This window comes from Streptococcus suis (genome assembly GCF_019856455.1).
GTDB lineage: Bacteria > Bacillota > Bacilli > Lactobacillales > Streptococcaceae > Streptococcus > Streptococcus suis_AE.
The window spans coordinates 1,287,286-1,301,751 of the sequence record NZ_CP082205.1 but is presented as its reverse complement, the minus strand read 5'-3'; the positions used below and the strand labels follow the sequence as shown (position 1 = coordinate 1,301,751).

Annotated in this window: 13 protein-coding genes, 1 pseudogene and 1 other annotated feature; of the genes and pseudogenes, 12 read left to right on the top strand and 2 right to left on the bottom strand. The window is 40.4% G+C overall.

Annotated features, from left to right (window positions below; genetic code table 11):
* Window positions 1-7 precede the first annotated feature (7 nt).
* Both dprA and topA read left to right on the top strand, forming a co-directional pair.
* Window positions 8-850, top strand: coding sequence for a DNA-processing protein DprA (dprA, locus tag K6969_RS06320; RefSeq protein WP_171942927.1), 843 nt, complete (start codon window positions 8-10; stop codon window positions 848-850).
* A 92-nt stretch (window positions 851-942) separates the two neighbouring features.
* Complete coding sequence (topA, locus tag K6969_RS06315; RefSeq protein WP_171942928.1) at window positions 943-3,036, top strand: type I DNA topoisomerase; 2,094 nt, start codon at window positions 943-945, stop codon at window positions 3,034-3,036.
* A 345-nt stretch (window positions 3,037-3,381) separates the two neighbouring features.
* Here topA and K6969_RS06310 read toward each other — a convergent pair.
* Window positions 3,382-4,240 (bottom strand): annotated as a pseudogene (locus K6969_RS06310) (IS630 family transposase); the annotation flags it as partial.
* A gap of 318 nt (window positions 4,241-4,558) precedes the next feature.
* Window positions 4,559-4,693 (top strand) — a sequence feature (ribosomal protein L10 leader region).
* Window positions 4,694-4,719: 26 nt separating this feature from the next.
* Between K6969_RS06310 and rplJ the strand changes: the two are divergent.
* The 8 genes from rplJ (at window position 4,720) to K6969_RS06270 (ending at window position 11,772) form a co-directional block, all read left to right on the top strand.
* The gene (gene rplJ, locus K6969_RS06305) at window positions 4,720-5,214 is read left to right on the top strand and encodes a 50S ribosomal protein L10 (RefSeq protein ID WP_002936486.1); all 495 of its coding nucleotides are present in this window, start codon (window positions 4,720-4,722) and stop codon (window positions 5,212-5,214) included.
* 65 nt (window positions 5,215-5,279) lie between these two features.
* Window positions 5,280-5,645: a 50S ribosomal protein L7/L12 gene (rplL, locus tag K6969_RS06300; protein ID WP_002936483.1), complete on the top strand. Its 366-nt coding sequence runs from the start codon at window positions 5,280-5,282 to the stop codon at window positions 5,643-5,645.
* A 193-nt stretch (window positions 5,646-5,838) separates the two neighbouring features.
* Window positions 5,839-6,312, top strand: coding sequence for an IS200/IS605 family transposase (gene tnpA / locus K6969_RS06295; protein ID WP_024378560.1), 474 nt, complete (start codon window positions 5,839-5,841; stop codon window positions 6,310-6,312).
* A gap of 208 nt (window positions 6,313-6,520) precedes the next feature.
* Window positions 6,521-7,270 carry an HAD family hydrolase gene (locus K6969_RS06290; protein ID WP_043027055.1) on the top strand — a complete coding sequence of 250 codons (750 nt, stop codon included), beginning with the start codon at window positions 6,521-6,523 and terminating at the stop codon, window positions 7,268-7,270.
* A 195-nt stretch (window positions 7,271-7,465) separates the two neighbouring features.
* Entirely contained in the window at window positions 7,466-8,800 is a 1,335-nt protein-coding gene (gene trmFO, locus K6969_RS06285; protein WP_171943201.1) for a methylenetetrahydrofolate--tRNA-(uracil(54)-C(5))-methyltransferase (FADH(2)-oxidizing) TrmFO, read from the top strand.
* Between the two features lie 182 nt (window positions 8,801-8,982).
* A complete protein-coding gene (locus tag K6969_RS06280) occupies window positions 8,983-9,810 on the top strand; it encodes an alpha/beta hydrolase (RefSeq protein WP_002935033.1) in 828 nt (275 codons plus the stop codon).
* 30 nt (window positions 9,811-9,840) lie between these two features.
* Entirely contained in the window at window positions 9,841-10,587 is a 747-nt protein-coding gene (locus K6969_RS06275; RefSeq protein WP_024403323.1) for an esterase family protein, read from the top strand.
* Window positions 10,588-10,605: 18 nt separating this feature from the next.
* A complete protein-coding gene (locus tag K6969_RS06270; RefSeq protein ID WP_171943202.1) occupies window positions 10,606-11,772 on the top strand; it encodes an ATP-grasp domain-containing protein in 1,167 nt (388 codons plus the stop codon).
* Between the two features lie 562 nt (window positions 11,773-12,334).
* Here the strand turns inward: K6969_RS06270 and K6969_RS06265 are convergent.
* Window positions 12,335-13,537 carry an IS110 family transposase gene (locus K6969_RS06265; RefSeq protein ID WP_321537501.1) on the bottom strand — a complete coding sequence of 401 codons (1,203 nt, stop codon included), beginning with the start codon at window positions 13,535-13,537 and terminating at the stop codon, window positions 12,335-12,337.
* Between the two features lie 386 nt (window positions 13,538-13,923).
* Between K6969_RS06265 and K6969_RS06260 the strand changes: the two genes are divergently transcribed.
* Both K6969_RS06260 and K6969_RS06255 read left to right on the top strand, forming a co-directional pair.
* Window positions 13,924-14,064 carry a hypothetical protein gene (locus tag K6969_RS06260; protein WP_171943150.1) on the top strand — a complete coding sequence of 47 codons (141 nt, stop codon included), beginning with the start codon at window positions 13,924-13,926 and terminating at the stop codon, window positions 14,062-14,064.
* 12 nt (window positions 14,065-14,076) lie between these two features.
* Window positions 14,077-14,466 carry a NisI/SpaI family lantibiotic immunity lipoprotein gene (locus K6969_RS06255; protein ID WP_171943151.1) on the top strand — a complete coding sequence of 130 codons (390 nt, stop codon included), beginning with the start codon at window positions 14,077-14,079 and terminating at the stop codon, window positions 14,464-14,466.

The following is a 14,466-nucleotide window of genomic DNA, read 5'->3' as shown; positions in this document are numbered from 1 at the left end:
GAAGAAAATGAATAATTTTGAATTGTTTAAATGGAAAAAAGCAGGTTTGACCAATCTTAATGTGAATAAAGTTTTGGCCTATCAAGAAAAACACGGTAAAAAATTGACCTTGCGAAATGTCGCTGTTGTTTCTGAATGTAAAAATCCAGTGCTATTTATGGAAAATTATAAGAATCTAGATATAAAAGCCTGTCGCGAGGAATTTAATAAGTATCCATCATTTTCAATTTTAGATGACATCTATCCTTTGGCGCTCAAACAGATTTACAATCCACCTGTACTTTTGTTTTATCAAGGGGATTTAGAATTGCTGGAAAAATCAAAGCTGGCAGTCGTTGGTACACGAAATGCCAGTAAAAATGGCGTTCAGTCTGTTCAGAAGATTATCAAAGAACTCAACAATCGCTTTGTCATTGTCAGTGGTTTGGCAAGAGGAATTGATACAGCAGCCCACATCGCCAGTTTGAAAAATGGAGGCCAAACCATTGCTGTAATTGGAACAGGTTTAGATAATATTTATCCAAAAGAAAATAAGGATTTGCAGACCTATATTGGAAAACACCATTTGGTGCTGACTGAGTATGAACCGGGTGCCCAGCCCCTCAAATACCATTTCCCAGAACGCAATCGCATTATAGCTGGTTTGGTGGAAGGATTGGTAGTCTGCGAGGCAAAAATGCGGTCTGGCAGCTTGATTACTTGTGAACGTGCCTTGGAAGAAGGCAGAGAAGTCTATGCTATTCCAGGTTCCATTATGGACGGAAAATCAGATGGTTGTCATCATTTGATTCAAGAGGGGGCAAAGTGCATTACATCAGGCTTGGACATCCTTTCAGACTATCAATTTTAAAATAAGTTTTCCTATAGGAAAATAAAAATCTTGACACTGACTGAAAAATAGTATATTCTTTGTGAGGTTAAAAATATTTGTAAGGTATAAGAATGGCTACAAAAACAGTTAGTAAGAAAAAAACAACAACCAAGAAAAATCTCGTTATTGTAGAGTCGCCTGCTAAGGCAAAAACAATCGAAAAATATCTTGGTAAAAATTATAAGGTCGTTGCTTCAGTAGGTCATATCCGTGATTTAAAAAAATCTAGTATGTCTATTGACTTTGATAACAACTATGCACCTGAGTACATCAACATACGTGGAAAAGGTCCTCTTATTAATTCTTTGAAAAAAGAAGCAAAAAATGCTAAGCAAGTCTTTCTCGCGAGTGACCCGGACCGTGAAGGAGAAGCTATTTCATGGCATCTGGCTCATATTTTGGGACTAGACGAAAAGGATAAAAACCGGGTTGTTTTCAACGAGATCACCAAGGATGCTGTCAAAAATGCCTTTAAGGAGCCACGTGCTATCAATCATGATTTGGTTGATGCCCAACAGGCTCGCCGTGTTCTAGACCGTATTGTAGGGTACTCCATATCACCTATTTTATGGAAGAAAGTCAAAAAAGGTCTGTCAGCAGGACGTGTTCAATCGGTTGCTCTCAAATTAATAATCGACCGTGAAAATGAAATCAGCAATTTCAAACCAGAAGAATATTGGACAATTGATGCAACCTTTAAAAAGGGGAGCAAGAAATTCCAGGCTTCATTCTACGGTATAGATGGAAAGAAAACTAAAATTGAAAACAATGAGCAGGTTAAAGAAATTCTCGCCCGACTTGATGGGGATGATTTCTTAGTAGAACAGGTTGAGCGTAAGGAACGCAAACGAAATGCACCTCTGCCTTACACAACTTCTACCATGCAGATGGATGCGGCTAATAAAATCAATTTCCGTACTCGTAAAACCATGATGGTTGCTCAACAACTTTATGAGGGTGTCAGTCTTGGCACAGGTGGTACCCAAGGTTTGATTACCTATATGCGTACGGATTCAACACGTATTAGCCCTGTTGCACAAGCACAAGCTGCTGACTTTATCACGGAGCGTTTTGGTGCTACCTATTCAAAGCATGGTAATAAAGTAAAAAATGCCAGTGGTGCACAAGATGCCCACGAAGCCATTCGTCCATCAAATGTTAACTTAACACCTGAATCAATTGCAAAATATCTGGACAAGGACCAGTTGCGACTATATACACTGATTTGGAATCGTTTTGTCGCAAGTCAGATGGCTGCAGCGGTCTTTGATACCATGAGTGTTCGCCTAGGTCAAAATGGAGTGATTTTTGCTGCTAATGGTAGCCAAGTAAAATTCGATGGTTATATGGCTGTCTATAACGACGCTGATAAAAATAAAATGTTGCCAGATATGGAACAAGGTGACACGGTGGTGCGCGCGTCAACAAATCCAGAACAACACTTTACTCAGCCACCAGCTCGCTACTCTGAAGCAACCTTAATTAAAACATTAGAAGAGAATGGTGTAGGTCGCCCGTCAACCTATGCACCAACGATTGAAACTATTCAAAAACGTTACTATGTTAAGCTTGTGGCTAAGCGATTTGAACCAACTGAACTCGGAGAAATCGTTAATAAGCTGATTGTTGAATTCTTCCCAGATATTGTCAATGTCAAATTTACAGCCGATATGGAACAAAAATTGGATGATGTAGAAATCGGGAAAGAGCAGTGGCAGAAGGTCATTGACGGTTTCTATCAGCCATTCAAGGTAGAATTATCTAAGGCAGAAGAACAGATGGAAAAAATCCAAATTAAGGATGAACCAGCTGGCTTTGACTGTGATGTTTGTGGACATGAAATGGTTATTAAATTAGGACGTTTTGGGAAATTCTATGCATGTAGCAATTTCCCAGACTGTCGCAATACCAAGCAAATCACTAAAGAAATCGGTGTGACTTGTCCGGTTTGCCAAAAAGGGCAAGTGATTGAACGCAAGAGTAAACGCAATCGTCTTTTCTATGGTTGCGATCGCTACCCAGAGTGTGAATTTACCTCTTGGGACAAGCCAGTCGGGCGTTCTTGTCCGAAATGCGACCACTATCTCGTTGAGAAAAAAGTTCGTGGTGGTGGTAAACAAGTTGTCTGTCCAAATGGTGACTACGAAGAAGACAAGATTAAATAAGATTAAACTGCTATTCTCAAGGGAATGGCAGTTGTTTTTTATAGTCATGTTAGTTTATCTTAGCTTACTTCGACAAGCGAGGAAACTTCGTTTCCATATTTTCAACTTTAAACGAGGCTGGTCAAAAAGTGCAAAGTCACTTCTCAGTGCAGTGGTTGATTGGGTTTAACAGGCCAGTGGAGTGAAACTGTTCAGTGAACTGTTTCAGCCTGAGCTTAGAAATGAAAAAATCGAGGTAAAAAGGTTGGAGATAAGATTTGCGAAGCAAATCACAGCAATTCGTATTTCACATTCTAAGTCTGACCTCTACAACTAATACTCAACAAAAATCAAAAATCAAACCAATCAAGTGTTTTTTAACCATCGTCTACTAACAATTGGTTTTAAAATAGACCAATCTAACTCTCGTATCACTTCTTGAAGCTTGTTTATCACATCATCTAGTGTTTTAAAAGCTTTATTCTTAAACCCTCTCTTTCGAATCTCAGCCCAAACTTGTTCAATTGGATTCATTTCAGGAGTATAGGGAGGAATAAACTCAAAACCAATATTATGTGGTTTCTCTAAGGTACTTGATTTATGCCAAACGGCATTGTCCATCACTAATAAAATATAATCGTCAGGATAAGCTTCAGATAGTTGTTTGAGAAAAACATTCATCCAATCTGTATTGCAACCCCCAGCGATAATGAAGAAGGACTCTCCTGTATGGGCATCAATAGCACCATAGCAATAGCGATACTCACGAATATAGTGGCTATGTACATGCGGTCTCACCCCTTTTGGTGCCCAGGCCTTTCCAATTTTACTAATCCGACCGAAACCCGCCTCATCTTGATACATTAGTCTGACTTTATGATAGCGACGACTATTCTTGAAGCGCTTTCCTATTTTCGTGAATGAAGATTTTATTTTTAGACGCTAGAATCGTTTCGGCGTCTGCTTTTTTAGGGTGTTCTGGTCTTGGCGTCACTTTGCGCCAACCATGGCGTTTCAGAAGGGCATAGAATCCTTCCTTGGTCGTAGGGTGTCCAACCCGTTTCTGATAAGTTTCGTAGAGAGAGTTTATGGTCACAAATTCGCCATTTAGTGAAGCTGTTAACTGTTCTTTTAGAAATGCTTCCTCTTCTTGAAGGGTTAAATATTGACGGTTCCGTCCACCTCGCGTTTCTCTTACTAGAGCTGAAATCCCACCAAGCTCATACTTGCCTTGTAAGGACCAGATTGTATACTTTGAATAGCCGATAAGGTTAGTGATTTCCTTATAACTAAGCCCTTCTGCTCTGAATAGGATTACTTGAAGTCGTCTATGAAATGGGGAATAGGTTTTATCTTTCAAATAAGTTTTTAATTCGTTTGTTTGTTCGATAGTAAGTTTCATAAATCTATTATACGTTAGTTTTTGTTTTTTGAACAGTATAAAACGAACTAAACGGCACTGCTGCTTGAAAAAAATTGAAAAAAATATTAAAAAAATAGGAGAAAAGTCTTGCATTATTGAAAATACTGTGTTATGATAATTGTGGTTTGAAAAAACTGACCTAAGACAGTAGGGGAGCTGGACTCATAAACATCCTACCGAGGCACAAAACGATTATTGAGATAAACGTATTTGTACTTTCGTGTCTAGGTTTAGGTGCGATTTTTTTGTGCCTAGCCCAAAATAAAAACGGAGGTAAAAAAATGAGTGAAGCTATTATCGCTAAAAAAGCGGAATTAGTAAATGCCGTTGCTGAGCAAATGAAAGCTGCAACTTCTATCGTTGTTGTAGACGCTCGTGGTTTGACAGTAGAACAAGATACAGTTCTTCGTCGTAACTTGCGTGGTGCAGAAGTTGAGTACAAAGTTATCAAAAACTCAATCTTGCGTCGTGCTGCTGAGCAAGCTGGTCTTGAAGGTCTTGCAGAATTGTTTGTAGGTCCATCTGCAGTTGCATTCTCAAACGATGCAGTTGCTCCAGCTAAAACAATTTACGATTTCGCGAAAACTGCTGATGCTCTTGAAATCAAAGGTGGTGCTGTAGAAGGTAAAGTTTCTTCTAAAGAAGAAATCGAAGCACTTGCTACATTGCCAAACCGCGAAGGCATGCTTTCTATGTTGCTTTCTGTACTTCAAGCGCCAGTTCGCAATGTTGCATACGCTGTCAAAGCTGTTGCAGAAAAAGAAGACGCAGCTTAATGCGTCAGAGCGTAGCTGCTTAGTGCTACAAACTATTTAAAAACCTAAATTGGAGGAAAATCACAATGGCATTGAACATTGAAAACATTATTGCTGAAATTAAAGAAGCTACTATCCTTGAGCTTAACGACCTTGTTAAAGCTATCGAAGAAGAATTTGGTGTAACTGCGGCTGCTCCTGTAGCTGTTGCTGCAGCTGGTGGTGCTGCTGAAGAAGCTAAAGACTCATTCGACGTTGAATTGACATCTGCTGGCGACAAAAAAGTTGGCGTTATCAAAGTTGTACGTGAAATCACTGGTCTTGGTCTTAAAGAAGCTAAAGAGCTTGTTGACGGTGCACCAGCTATGGTTAAAGAAGGCGTTGCAACTGCAGAAGCTGAAGAAATCAAAGCTAAATTGGAAGAAGCAGGCGCTTCAGTTACTCTTAAATAATAGAGTTTCCAATCAAAATAAAAACCTATCACCTAATGTGGTAGGTTTTTTCGTTATGGCTTCGAGCCAGTTTTTCTCGTAGAGAAAAACAAGAAAACCACCAGCTATGCTGGTGGCTGCCAAGGCTTTGAGCTTCCATTTCTTTTTCCTGTTATAATCAAATTGTTCAGGTTAGATAAAGGAGGAAAAAGAAATGGCTAAAACCAGTTACAGTTTATCACATACCAAATGGATGTGCAAATATCACATAGTTTTCACACCTAAGTACCGAAGAAAATCCATTTACTACAAAATTAGACAGGACTTAATTGATATTTTCCGTCATCTATGTCAATACAAAGGCGTGGAAATCATTGAGGGACACATGATGCCAGACCATGTTCATATGCTTGTTTTGATACCTCCGAAACTTTCGATTTCCGATTTTATGGGATATTTGAAAAGCAAAAGTGCTCTAATGATATTTGATAAACACGCTAATTTAAAATATAAGTATGGAAATCGAAAGTTTTGGGCCAGAGGCTACTATGTTAGTACCGTTGGACTGAATGAAAAGACAGTTGCGAAATATATTCGCGAGCAGGAGAAAAATGACATTGCACTTGATAAATTGAGTGTCAAAGAGTATGAAGATCCATTTTCAGATGGTAGTTTTAGAACGAGATAAAAGCCCGTTGTTACGGGCATTAGTCAAGTAATTATAGCACTAACCTGAACGAAGTTCAGCGAACGTCTTTAGACGTCGCTGGAGAGAAACGGCTTATAGCCGGTGTACAAGCCACCCGTTTTCACGGGTGGTTATGACTCTATTGTTGCAAACGTTTTCGTTGTGGAGTATAATATAAAAAATGCTGTCTAAAGATTAGGAGAAAGACATGAAAAGTTACAAAAACTATATCTTCGATTTTTATGGTACATTGGTTGATATTCGTACAGATGAGAATAAACTAGAGGTCTGGAATCAGCTAACACAGATTTACAATGCTTTTGGTTGCTCCTATCGACCGCGCCAGTTGAAAAATGCCTATCATCGTTTTGTAGAAGAGGCAGAGAGATCTCTCGCGGAAACAGTGAGTTATCAGTATGTCGAAATTGATTTAGAAACAATCTTCATTCGCCTATTAACGGATGCACCAAATGAAAACCAAAGTACCAATAAGCCGACTGATTTAGAGACTTTTGGGCAAGTAGTAGCCACGATTTTCCGCGTGCTTTCACGTGAAAAGTTAGAGGCTTATGAAAATACCCTAACTAGTCTACAGACATTAAAGGACAGAGAAGTGCGATTATTTATTCTCTCCAATGCTCAACGAATTTTTACTCGGGCAGAAATTGAACAGACAGGTTGTGCGGATTTGATGGAAAAAATTTATACCTCTTCTGACTTTAAGATGAAGAAGCCTGAACCGGCATTTCTTCAACTGCTTTTAGAGGAAAATAATCTTGATGTTGAAGAAACGGTTATGGTTGGTAATGATTTGACATCCGATATAGCTATTGCTCATGAATTGGGAATGGATTCCATTTTGCTGAATACTTTCCCGTATAGTCAGGAAGAAATCGACTCTTATAGGAGACTCGGTTGGAATTTTGAGGTTGTTGGAGATATAGCGGAGCTATTGTAAATAAGCGATAGAACAGCAAAGAATATACATAAAATATATTATGTAAAAAGGTGAAATTACTTTCATTTCAATGAAGGTAGTTTTGTCTTTTCTAGCCATTTTCTGGTATACTAGATATGTATAAAATTTAGAAAGGTTCTGTTTTGGGTCATTCCCAAACAGTGGTCAGATATTCTGGCTAGAGGTATTAGTTTCATGTCTCAAACCCACATTAATGTTATCGGAGCTGGCTTGGCTGGCTCAGAAGCTGCTTATCAGATTGCCAAACGTGGCATTCCTGTCAAACTCTACGAGATGCGGGGTGTCAAGCCGACTCCTCAGCACAAGACGGACAAGTTTGCTGAGTTGGTCTGTTCCAATTCATTCCGTGGTGATAGTTTGACCAACGCTGTCGGTCTGCTCAAGGAAGAGATGCGTCGTTTGGATTCCATTATCATGCGTGCCGGAGAGGCCCACCGTGTGCCTGCTGGCGGTGCCATGGCTATGGACCGCGAGAATTTCTCTCAAGCGGTCACAGATGAGATTCACAACCACCCACTGATTGAGGTCATTCGTGGCGAGATTACAGAGATTCCTGAAGATGCTATTACAGTTATCGCGACGGGGCCTTTGACGTCTGACGCCTTGGCGGAGAAGATTCACGCCCTCAACGGTGGCGACGGTTTTTACTTCTACGATGCGGCAGCACCGATTGTCGATAGCTCGACCATTAACATGGATTTGGTCTATCTCAAGTCCCGTTATGATAAGGGAGCGGCTGCCTATCTCAATGCTCCGATGAATAAGGAGCAGTTCAACGCTTTCTATGAAGCTTTGATTTCAGCTGAGGAAGCACCGCTTAACTCCTTTGAAAAAGAAAAATACTTTGAGGGCTGTATGCCTATTGAGGTTATGGCCAAACGTGGTATCAAAACCATGCTCTATGGCCCAATGAAGCCAGTTGGATTGGAATATCCAGAAGACTACAAGGGGCCTCGTGACGGCGAATACAAGACTCCGTGCGCAGTTGTCCAGCTCCGTCAGGACAACGCAGCAGGTAGCCTTTACAACATTGTTGGCTTCCAGACTCATCTCAAGTGGGGCGAGCAGAAGCGGGTCTTCCAAATGATTCCAGGGCTTGAAAATGCGGAATTTGTCCGCTATGGCGTTATGCACCGCAATTCCTACATGGATTCGCCAAACTTATTGGAACAGACCTTTGCGACTAAGAAAAATCCCAATCTTTTCTTTGCAGGTCAAATGACAGGAGTAGAAGGCTATGTCGAGTCTGCCGCCTCTGGCTTAGTAGCCGGTATCAATGCTGTTCGCCGTTTCCGAGGCGAAGCCCCAGTCATCTTCCCACAGACCACAGCCATCGGTGCTCTGCCATTCTACATCACCCACACCGAAAGCAAGCACTTCCAGCCTATGAATGTCAACTTTGGTATTATCAAGGAGCTGGACGGGCCGCGTATCCGTGATAAGAAGGAGCGTTATGAGGCAATAGCGGAGCGTTCCCTTAAGGACTTGGAAGAGTTTTTGGCTTACTAAGATAATCAGCTATTTCCAGACACCTTCGGGTGTCTTTTTCTTATGTTAAAATCAAAAAACACTCAAACAAAAAACTAGTTTGTTCGGAAAGTCCGAAAAACGACCTGAAATAACTAAATTTTCTGAATATTTCAGAAAATCTGTGGTATAATAATAAAAACATTGTTTAGAAAGAGATAGATATGAATAAGTCTTACTTTTATTTGGACATGAGAACTCATGAATTAGATGTACCATTTACAGGAAGAAAACGTCGAGTCCGTGTTTTATTGCCGAAAGGATATGCTGAAAATACAGAAGAGACCTATCCCGTTGTTTATTTCCACGATGGGCAAAATGTACTCTACAGTAAGGAAGCTTTTTCAGGTCATTCATGGAAAGTCATCCCAACTATTAAGCGTAATCCAGACATTGCAAAGATGATCGTAGTAGCTATTGATAATGATGGTGCTGATCGCATGCATGAATACGCTGCTTGGAAGTTTAGTGAGATGGGGATTCCTGGGGTGCAGTTCGGTGGTAAGGGAACCTTGTATGCTGAATTTGTGATGGATGTCGTCAAACCCTTTATCGATAAAGAATACCGGACAAAATCTGATAAAGTTCACACTGCAATGATTGGCTCATCCTTGGGAGGCAATATCACACAATTTATGGGATTGGCTTATCAGAACCAGATTGGCTGTCTAGGAGTATTTTCATCTGCCAACTGGCTTCATCAAGATGCTTTCGACCGTTATATTGAACGTCAACAATTAGACTCAGAGCAACGAGTCTACATCTACGTTGGGACAGAAGAAGCAGATGATACAGATAAAACATTGATGGCAGGAAATATCAAGCAGGCCTATATCAATTCTTCATTGACTTACTATCGTCAATTGATCGCTGGCGGAGTGGATTTGGACAATATCGCCTTGGAAGTCGTTTCAGGTGCGGTCCATAATGAAGAGGCTTGGGCGCTCTATTTGCCAGCTTGCCTACGATTCCTAAGCGAACATTGGTCATAAAACAAAAATATACAAATAGGAGGCTTTACTATGCACGTTGAATTTTTAAGTCATTGGTCTGGAAATCTTGGCCGAGAAATGAATCTAAATCGTTATGGTCACGCAGGGATTCCTGTTGTCGTATTTGCTTCATCAGGTGGTTCTTACAATGAATATGCTGATTTTGGTATGATCGAAGCTTGTCGTGGCTCTATTGAAGCTGGTCAGGTCCAATTTTTTACTCTAACTAGCTACGATAGTGAAAGCTGGTTGGCAGACTGGAAATCCATTCATGATAAGGCAGAGGCTCACCGCGCCTATGAACGGTATGTGATTGAAGAAGCGATTCCATTTATCAAACATAAAACTGGCTGGTTCGATGGTATGATGACAACTGGTTGCTCAATGGGGGCCTACCACGCGCTGAATTTCTTCCTCCAGCATCCAGATGTCTTCACGAAAGTTATTGCACTTTCAGGTGTCTATGATGCTCGTTTCTTCAACAATAATCAAGATTATGGCAATGATGATGTCGTTTATCAGAACTCGCCATCAGATTACATCTGGAATCAGAATGATGGTTGGTTTATTGACAAATACCGTCAAGCAGATATTATCGTCTGCACAGGTTTGGGCGATTGGGAGCAAGACGGTCTGGATTCATTCTACAACCTAAAACGTGCCTTTGAAGAGAAGAATATCCCAGCTTGGTTTGATACTTGGGGAACAGATGTGGCCCACGACTGGGTGTGGTGGAGAAAGCAAATGCCATTCTTCCTTCATTCTATCGGACTTTAAGATTAGAAAGGACTACCTATGAATTATCTCGTTATTTCACCTTTTTATCCAGAAAATTTTCAACCGTTCACCATTGAATTGGCTAAAAAAGAAGGCGTTACGGTTCTAGGTATCGGGCAAGAACCTTACGATCAATTGCCTGAAGAACTTCGTAATGCCTTAACAGAATACTTCCGTGTTGAGAATCTTGAAAACTTGGATGAAGTCAAGCGTGCAGCAGCCTTCTTAATCTACAAACATGGTCCAATTGACCGTGTAGAATCCCACAATGAACATTGGCTTGAAAACGATGCAGCCCTCCGTGAGCAATTTAATATCTTTGGTGCCAAACCAAAACACCTGAAAAAGACTAAATTTAAGTCAGAGATGAAAAAATTCTTCTCAAAAGTAGGGGTTCCAGTCGTTCCTGGAATGGTTGTCAAGACTGAAAAAGATATTGAAAAAGCTGTAAAATCAATTGGTTTTCCAATGATTGCCAAGCCTGACAACGGTGTTGGGGCATCCGGTACCTTTAAATTGACCAAAAAAGCTGATATCGAAACATTTAAAAATGCTTGGGACGGTCAAACGGTTTACTTCTTTGAAAAATTTGTTAATTCAAGCATCATCACAACATATGACGGATTGGTCGATCATGAAGGAAATGTTGTTTTTGAAACAGGTTTGACCTATGTTCATACACCGTTTGAATTAATGCAAAGCAAAAAAGATAATGCCTACTATATTGAAAAAGAATTAGATCCGAAATTAGTAAAATATGGTCGTGCGATTATCAAAGCCTTCGGTATGAAAGAACGTTTCTTCCATATTGAATTTTTCAAGAACGGAAAAGATTACATCGCGATTGAATACAACAACCGTATGGCAGGCGGCTTCACTGTAGAAGCTTACAACTATGCTCATTCGATTGACCTTTTCCGTGATTACGCAAACATTGTAACGGGTAGTGATGTTGAAGAGAGACGATTCGATTCACAATACTGCTTGGTAGTAACTCGCCGAGATACAACAGACTATGTTTACTCAGCAGATGACATTCATCAGAAATTCGCTGGTAAGATTAAAACCGTCAAACGCATGCCAGATGCCTTTGCAGAACTGCAAGGCAATGATGCCTATCTTCTCGTGACTGAGAGCAAGGAAGAATTAGACGACATGATTGCCTTTATTGGGAAGACAAAATAGACTAGATTAAGAGGTTGGGCAAAAAGCCCAGCGCCACTTCTTAGAGTTCGTGTCAACATCTCAGCGCAGTGGTTGATTGACGGATTTGTTCGTGTTTTACACTCCAAATCTGACCTCTACGACTGATGCGAACAGAGTTCGCCTTATCTCCAACCTCAAACTGTCTCCCAGACAGTTTTGTAGCGAACTTTGTTCGCTCTATTTCCAACTTCCAACTGTCCCCCAGACAGTTGGAACTATGCGGGGGCGGGAGTTTAAAAGGTCTGGGAGACCTTTTAAAGTGGGAGATATAAGCTGACGGCAGTCAGCTCACATAAATTGATGTCTGGGGATAGACTGTTTCAGCTCAACAACTTAAAACGAAAAATTGTTGGCGAACTCTTTTTCTACCATTTGTCAAGCCTATCAAGGTATTTGATGAAAAATATGTTAAGTTCAATAGTCAAAATAAGGAAATTGTTTTCTTTTGGACTAAAGTTTCGTGTAAAAAAGAGTACACGAAATGAACACCTTATGTTGAAAATTTTTGATAAGGTGTTACAATAATATAGCATAAACAATCTTACTGATTTTGGGTAGAACGATAATCGTAAAGTTTGTTATGCGTTATGAGGTAATACATTGTCCGAATGAGACGATGTATGGAGGCAATCGTATGTGGCTTCGTAGAAGTCGTTTGCGATTGTCTTTTTCGTTTCTCATAAAAGTCTGCGATATGGCAAGGATTGGTATGACTGGCTGAAGCGATATTGTGAATACATTTGAACAGAATCTTTCTAGCGTAGGGATTGCCACGCTTGGTAATGTGTTCCTTAGCGAGGAAGTTGCCAGATTCATAGTGTCTCAGATCAATACCGATAAAGGCATTGATTTGATTGGCAGACTGAAAACGGCGAATATCTCCCAGTTCACCAATAATACTTGTTGCAGTAGTCTCAGCTATTCCAGGAATAGAGAGCAGAATGTCATATTCAGGTAATGGCTGAGCTAGTTCTACCATTTCATCTAAGACTGCCTGTCTCTGTCCAGAAAGCCGAAGCAATTCTTTTCCATAGTAACGAACCTCTTCCAGCATTGGAGAGGTTTTCTTGACGGCACAATACGATTGATTAGCTAGTGCTATCAGCTTCTCGGCTAAGTACGCCACACGCTTGTCCGAAATACGTTTTGAGGTGGACTGACGGATGCTCTCTAAGAGTTCGTCCTTGCTTAAATCAAGCACGAAGTCCTTGTAAGGAAACGCAGTAACTAAGTTCCAGTATTGTTCCCCAGTTGGCTTTGATAAGACAGTCTCTATCTCTGGAAACGTGACTTGCAAGACCTTGTGCAGACGGTTTTTAGCTCGAACGATGTCCTCAGTTAAGTTCTGATAGAAGCGACTTAAATCTCGCAGTTCTTGATAGACTTCTTCTTGGACATAAGTGGGTTTACGATTCAGCACAAATTGAGATTGAGCCAGTTTTTCAGCGTCAATTTGATCTGTTTTCCTCACACGCAAGCTATCCAGTTGCTTCTTAGCTTCTAAGGGATTAAGCCGTGTATAAGCGTAGTCATGTTCATCCAGAAAAGCTTGAAGACGACGAGAATAGACACCTGTTGCTTCAAAGATGATTTCTGGCTTATGGACGGTTCTCAAATCGCCAAGTAGCCGAGCAAAGCCGATGGCGTCATTGGACATGGCATAGCCATGAACTTTCTCACCATTGACTAGAATGGCCACTTCTGAACTTGCCTTACTCACATCAATCCCAAAAACTGCACGCATGATATTACCTCTTTGTCTTGAATGATTCCTTGTTTTAGTGATGTCATTTTCAATACTCGACGTCTGGCGTCCCACATACTTTGATAACATTCTTTCTAAAACAGGTGTCTTGCCAGTTTTTGATGCGACGTCTAGCGTCAAAAGAGTTCTCGACTTAACAAGACACCTCTACTTTATCATTTTGAGAATGAAAAAAGTAGTGAGTACTCTCTCCCGTCGGAGATTTCCTCACTACTAATCTTAGTATGTTTTTGACCAGTCGAGTTCTTTCCCACTCCCTTTTTCTTTCCTTACAAAGCTGTAAGTTTTTTAATCAGAACTGTAAGTGAGTACAGAAAGAATATTTTCTATAATGGACTCATAAGAAAACGAAAGAAGGAAATCATATGTCATTCAAATTTTTACAAGCAAAGAGAATAGAAGAACAGGTATTCTCTGAAAAAGAGAAGATTGAACTCATGGAACAAGCTGCATTCTTGGAAGAGCTCGCCTATGATTTGCAAAGTATGCGATTTATGGCATACTAGAGGGAGGAAACTATGAAAAAGAAAGCATTTGGCTTGCTAGCTTTGGGCAGTATAATGCTAACCGCTTGCTCTTCCTCTTCAGCAGACCTTAGCTTTGATGAGGGCTATCAAACTTTCCATTACAAGGGAAAAGACTATGCCGTTAGCAAGCAGGAAGTTGCCGAAGATAGTATTCGAGGAACAGAAGCCAAGTTTATGGAATGGCCTGTTGTTCAAGAGGAAGGGGCAGTGAAAACGACGGTATCCTTGAATAATCTCTATATAACCACTAGCAAGGAATGGGCCATTGGTGTTCAAGATGGTTATTATAAAGTGGACTTAGAAGATAATATTGCTGAATCAGACCGAATCGACTATCAAGCATTACTTGATGCAGTTGATTTATCCAAAGAAAACAATTAG

Excerpts from the sequence above, each read along its gene's own strand:
- dprA (WP_171942927.1), top strand. The coding sequence starts at position 8 with ATGAATAATTTTGAATTGTTTAAATGGAAAAAAGCAGGTTTGACCAAT.
- topA (WP_171942928.1), top strand. The coding sequence starts at position 943 with ATGGCTACAAAAACAGTTAGTAAGAAAAAAACAACAACCAAGAAAAAT.
- rplJ (WP_002936486.1), top strand. The coding sequence starts at position 4,720 with ATGAGTGAAGCTATTATCGCTAAAAAAGCGGAATTAGTAAATGCCGTT.
- rplL (WP_002936483.1), top strand. The coding sequence starts at position 5,280 with ATGGCATTGAACATTGAAAACATTATTGCTGAAATTAAAGAAGCTACT.
- tnpA (WP_024378560.1), top strand. The coding sequence starts at position 5,839 with ATGGCTAAAACCAGTTACAGTTTATCACATACCAAATGGATGTGCAAA.
- K6969_RS06290 (WP_043027055.1), top strand. The coding sequence starts at position 6,521 with ATGAAAAGTTACAAAAACTATATCTTCGATTTTTATGGTACATTGGTT.
- trmFO (WP_171943201.1), top strand. The coding sequence starts at position 7,466 with ATGTCTCAAACCCACATTAATGTTATCGGAGCTGGCTTGGCTGGCTCA.
- K6969_RS06280 (WP_002935033.1), top strand. The coding sequence starts at position 8,983 with ATGAATAAGTCTTACTTTTATTTGGACATGAGAACTCATGAATTAGAT.
- K6969_RS06275 (WP_024403323.1), top strand. The coding sequence starts at position 9,841 with ATGCACGTTGAATTTTTAAGTCATTGGTCTGGAAATCTTGGCCGAGAA.
- K6969_RS06270 (WP_171943202.1), top strand. The coding sequence starts at position 10,606 with ATGAATTATCTCGTTATTTCACCTTTTTATCCAGAAAATTTTCAACCG.
- K6969_RS06265 (WP_321537501.1), bottom strand. The coding sequence starts at position 13,537 with ATGCGTGCAGTTTTTGGGATTGATGTGAGTAAGGCAAGTTCAGAAGTG.
- K6969_RS06260 (WP_171943150.1), top strand. The coding sequence starts at position 13,924 with ATGTCATTCAAATTTTTACAAGCAAAGAGAATAGAAGAACAGGTATTC.
- K6969_RS06255 (WP_171943151.1), top strand. The coding sequence starts at position 14,077 with ATGAAAAAGAAAGCATTTGGCTTGCTAGCTTTGGGCAGTATAATGCTA.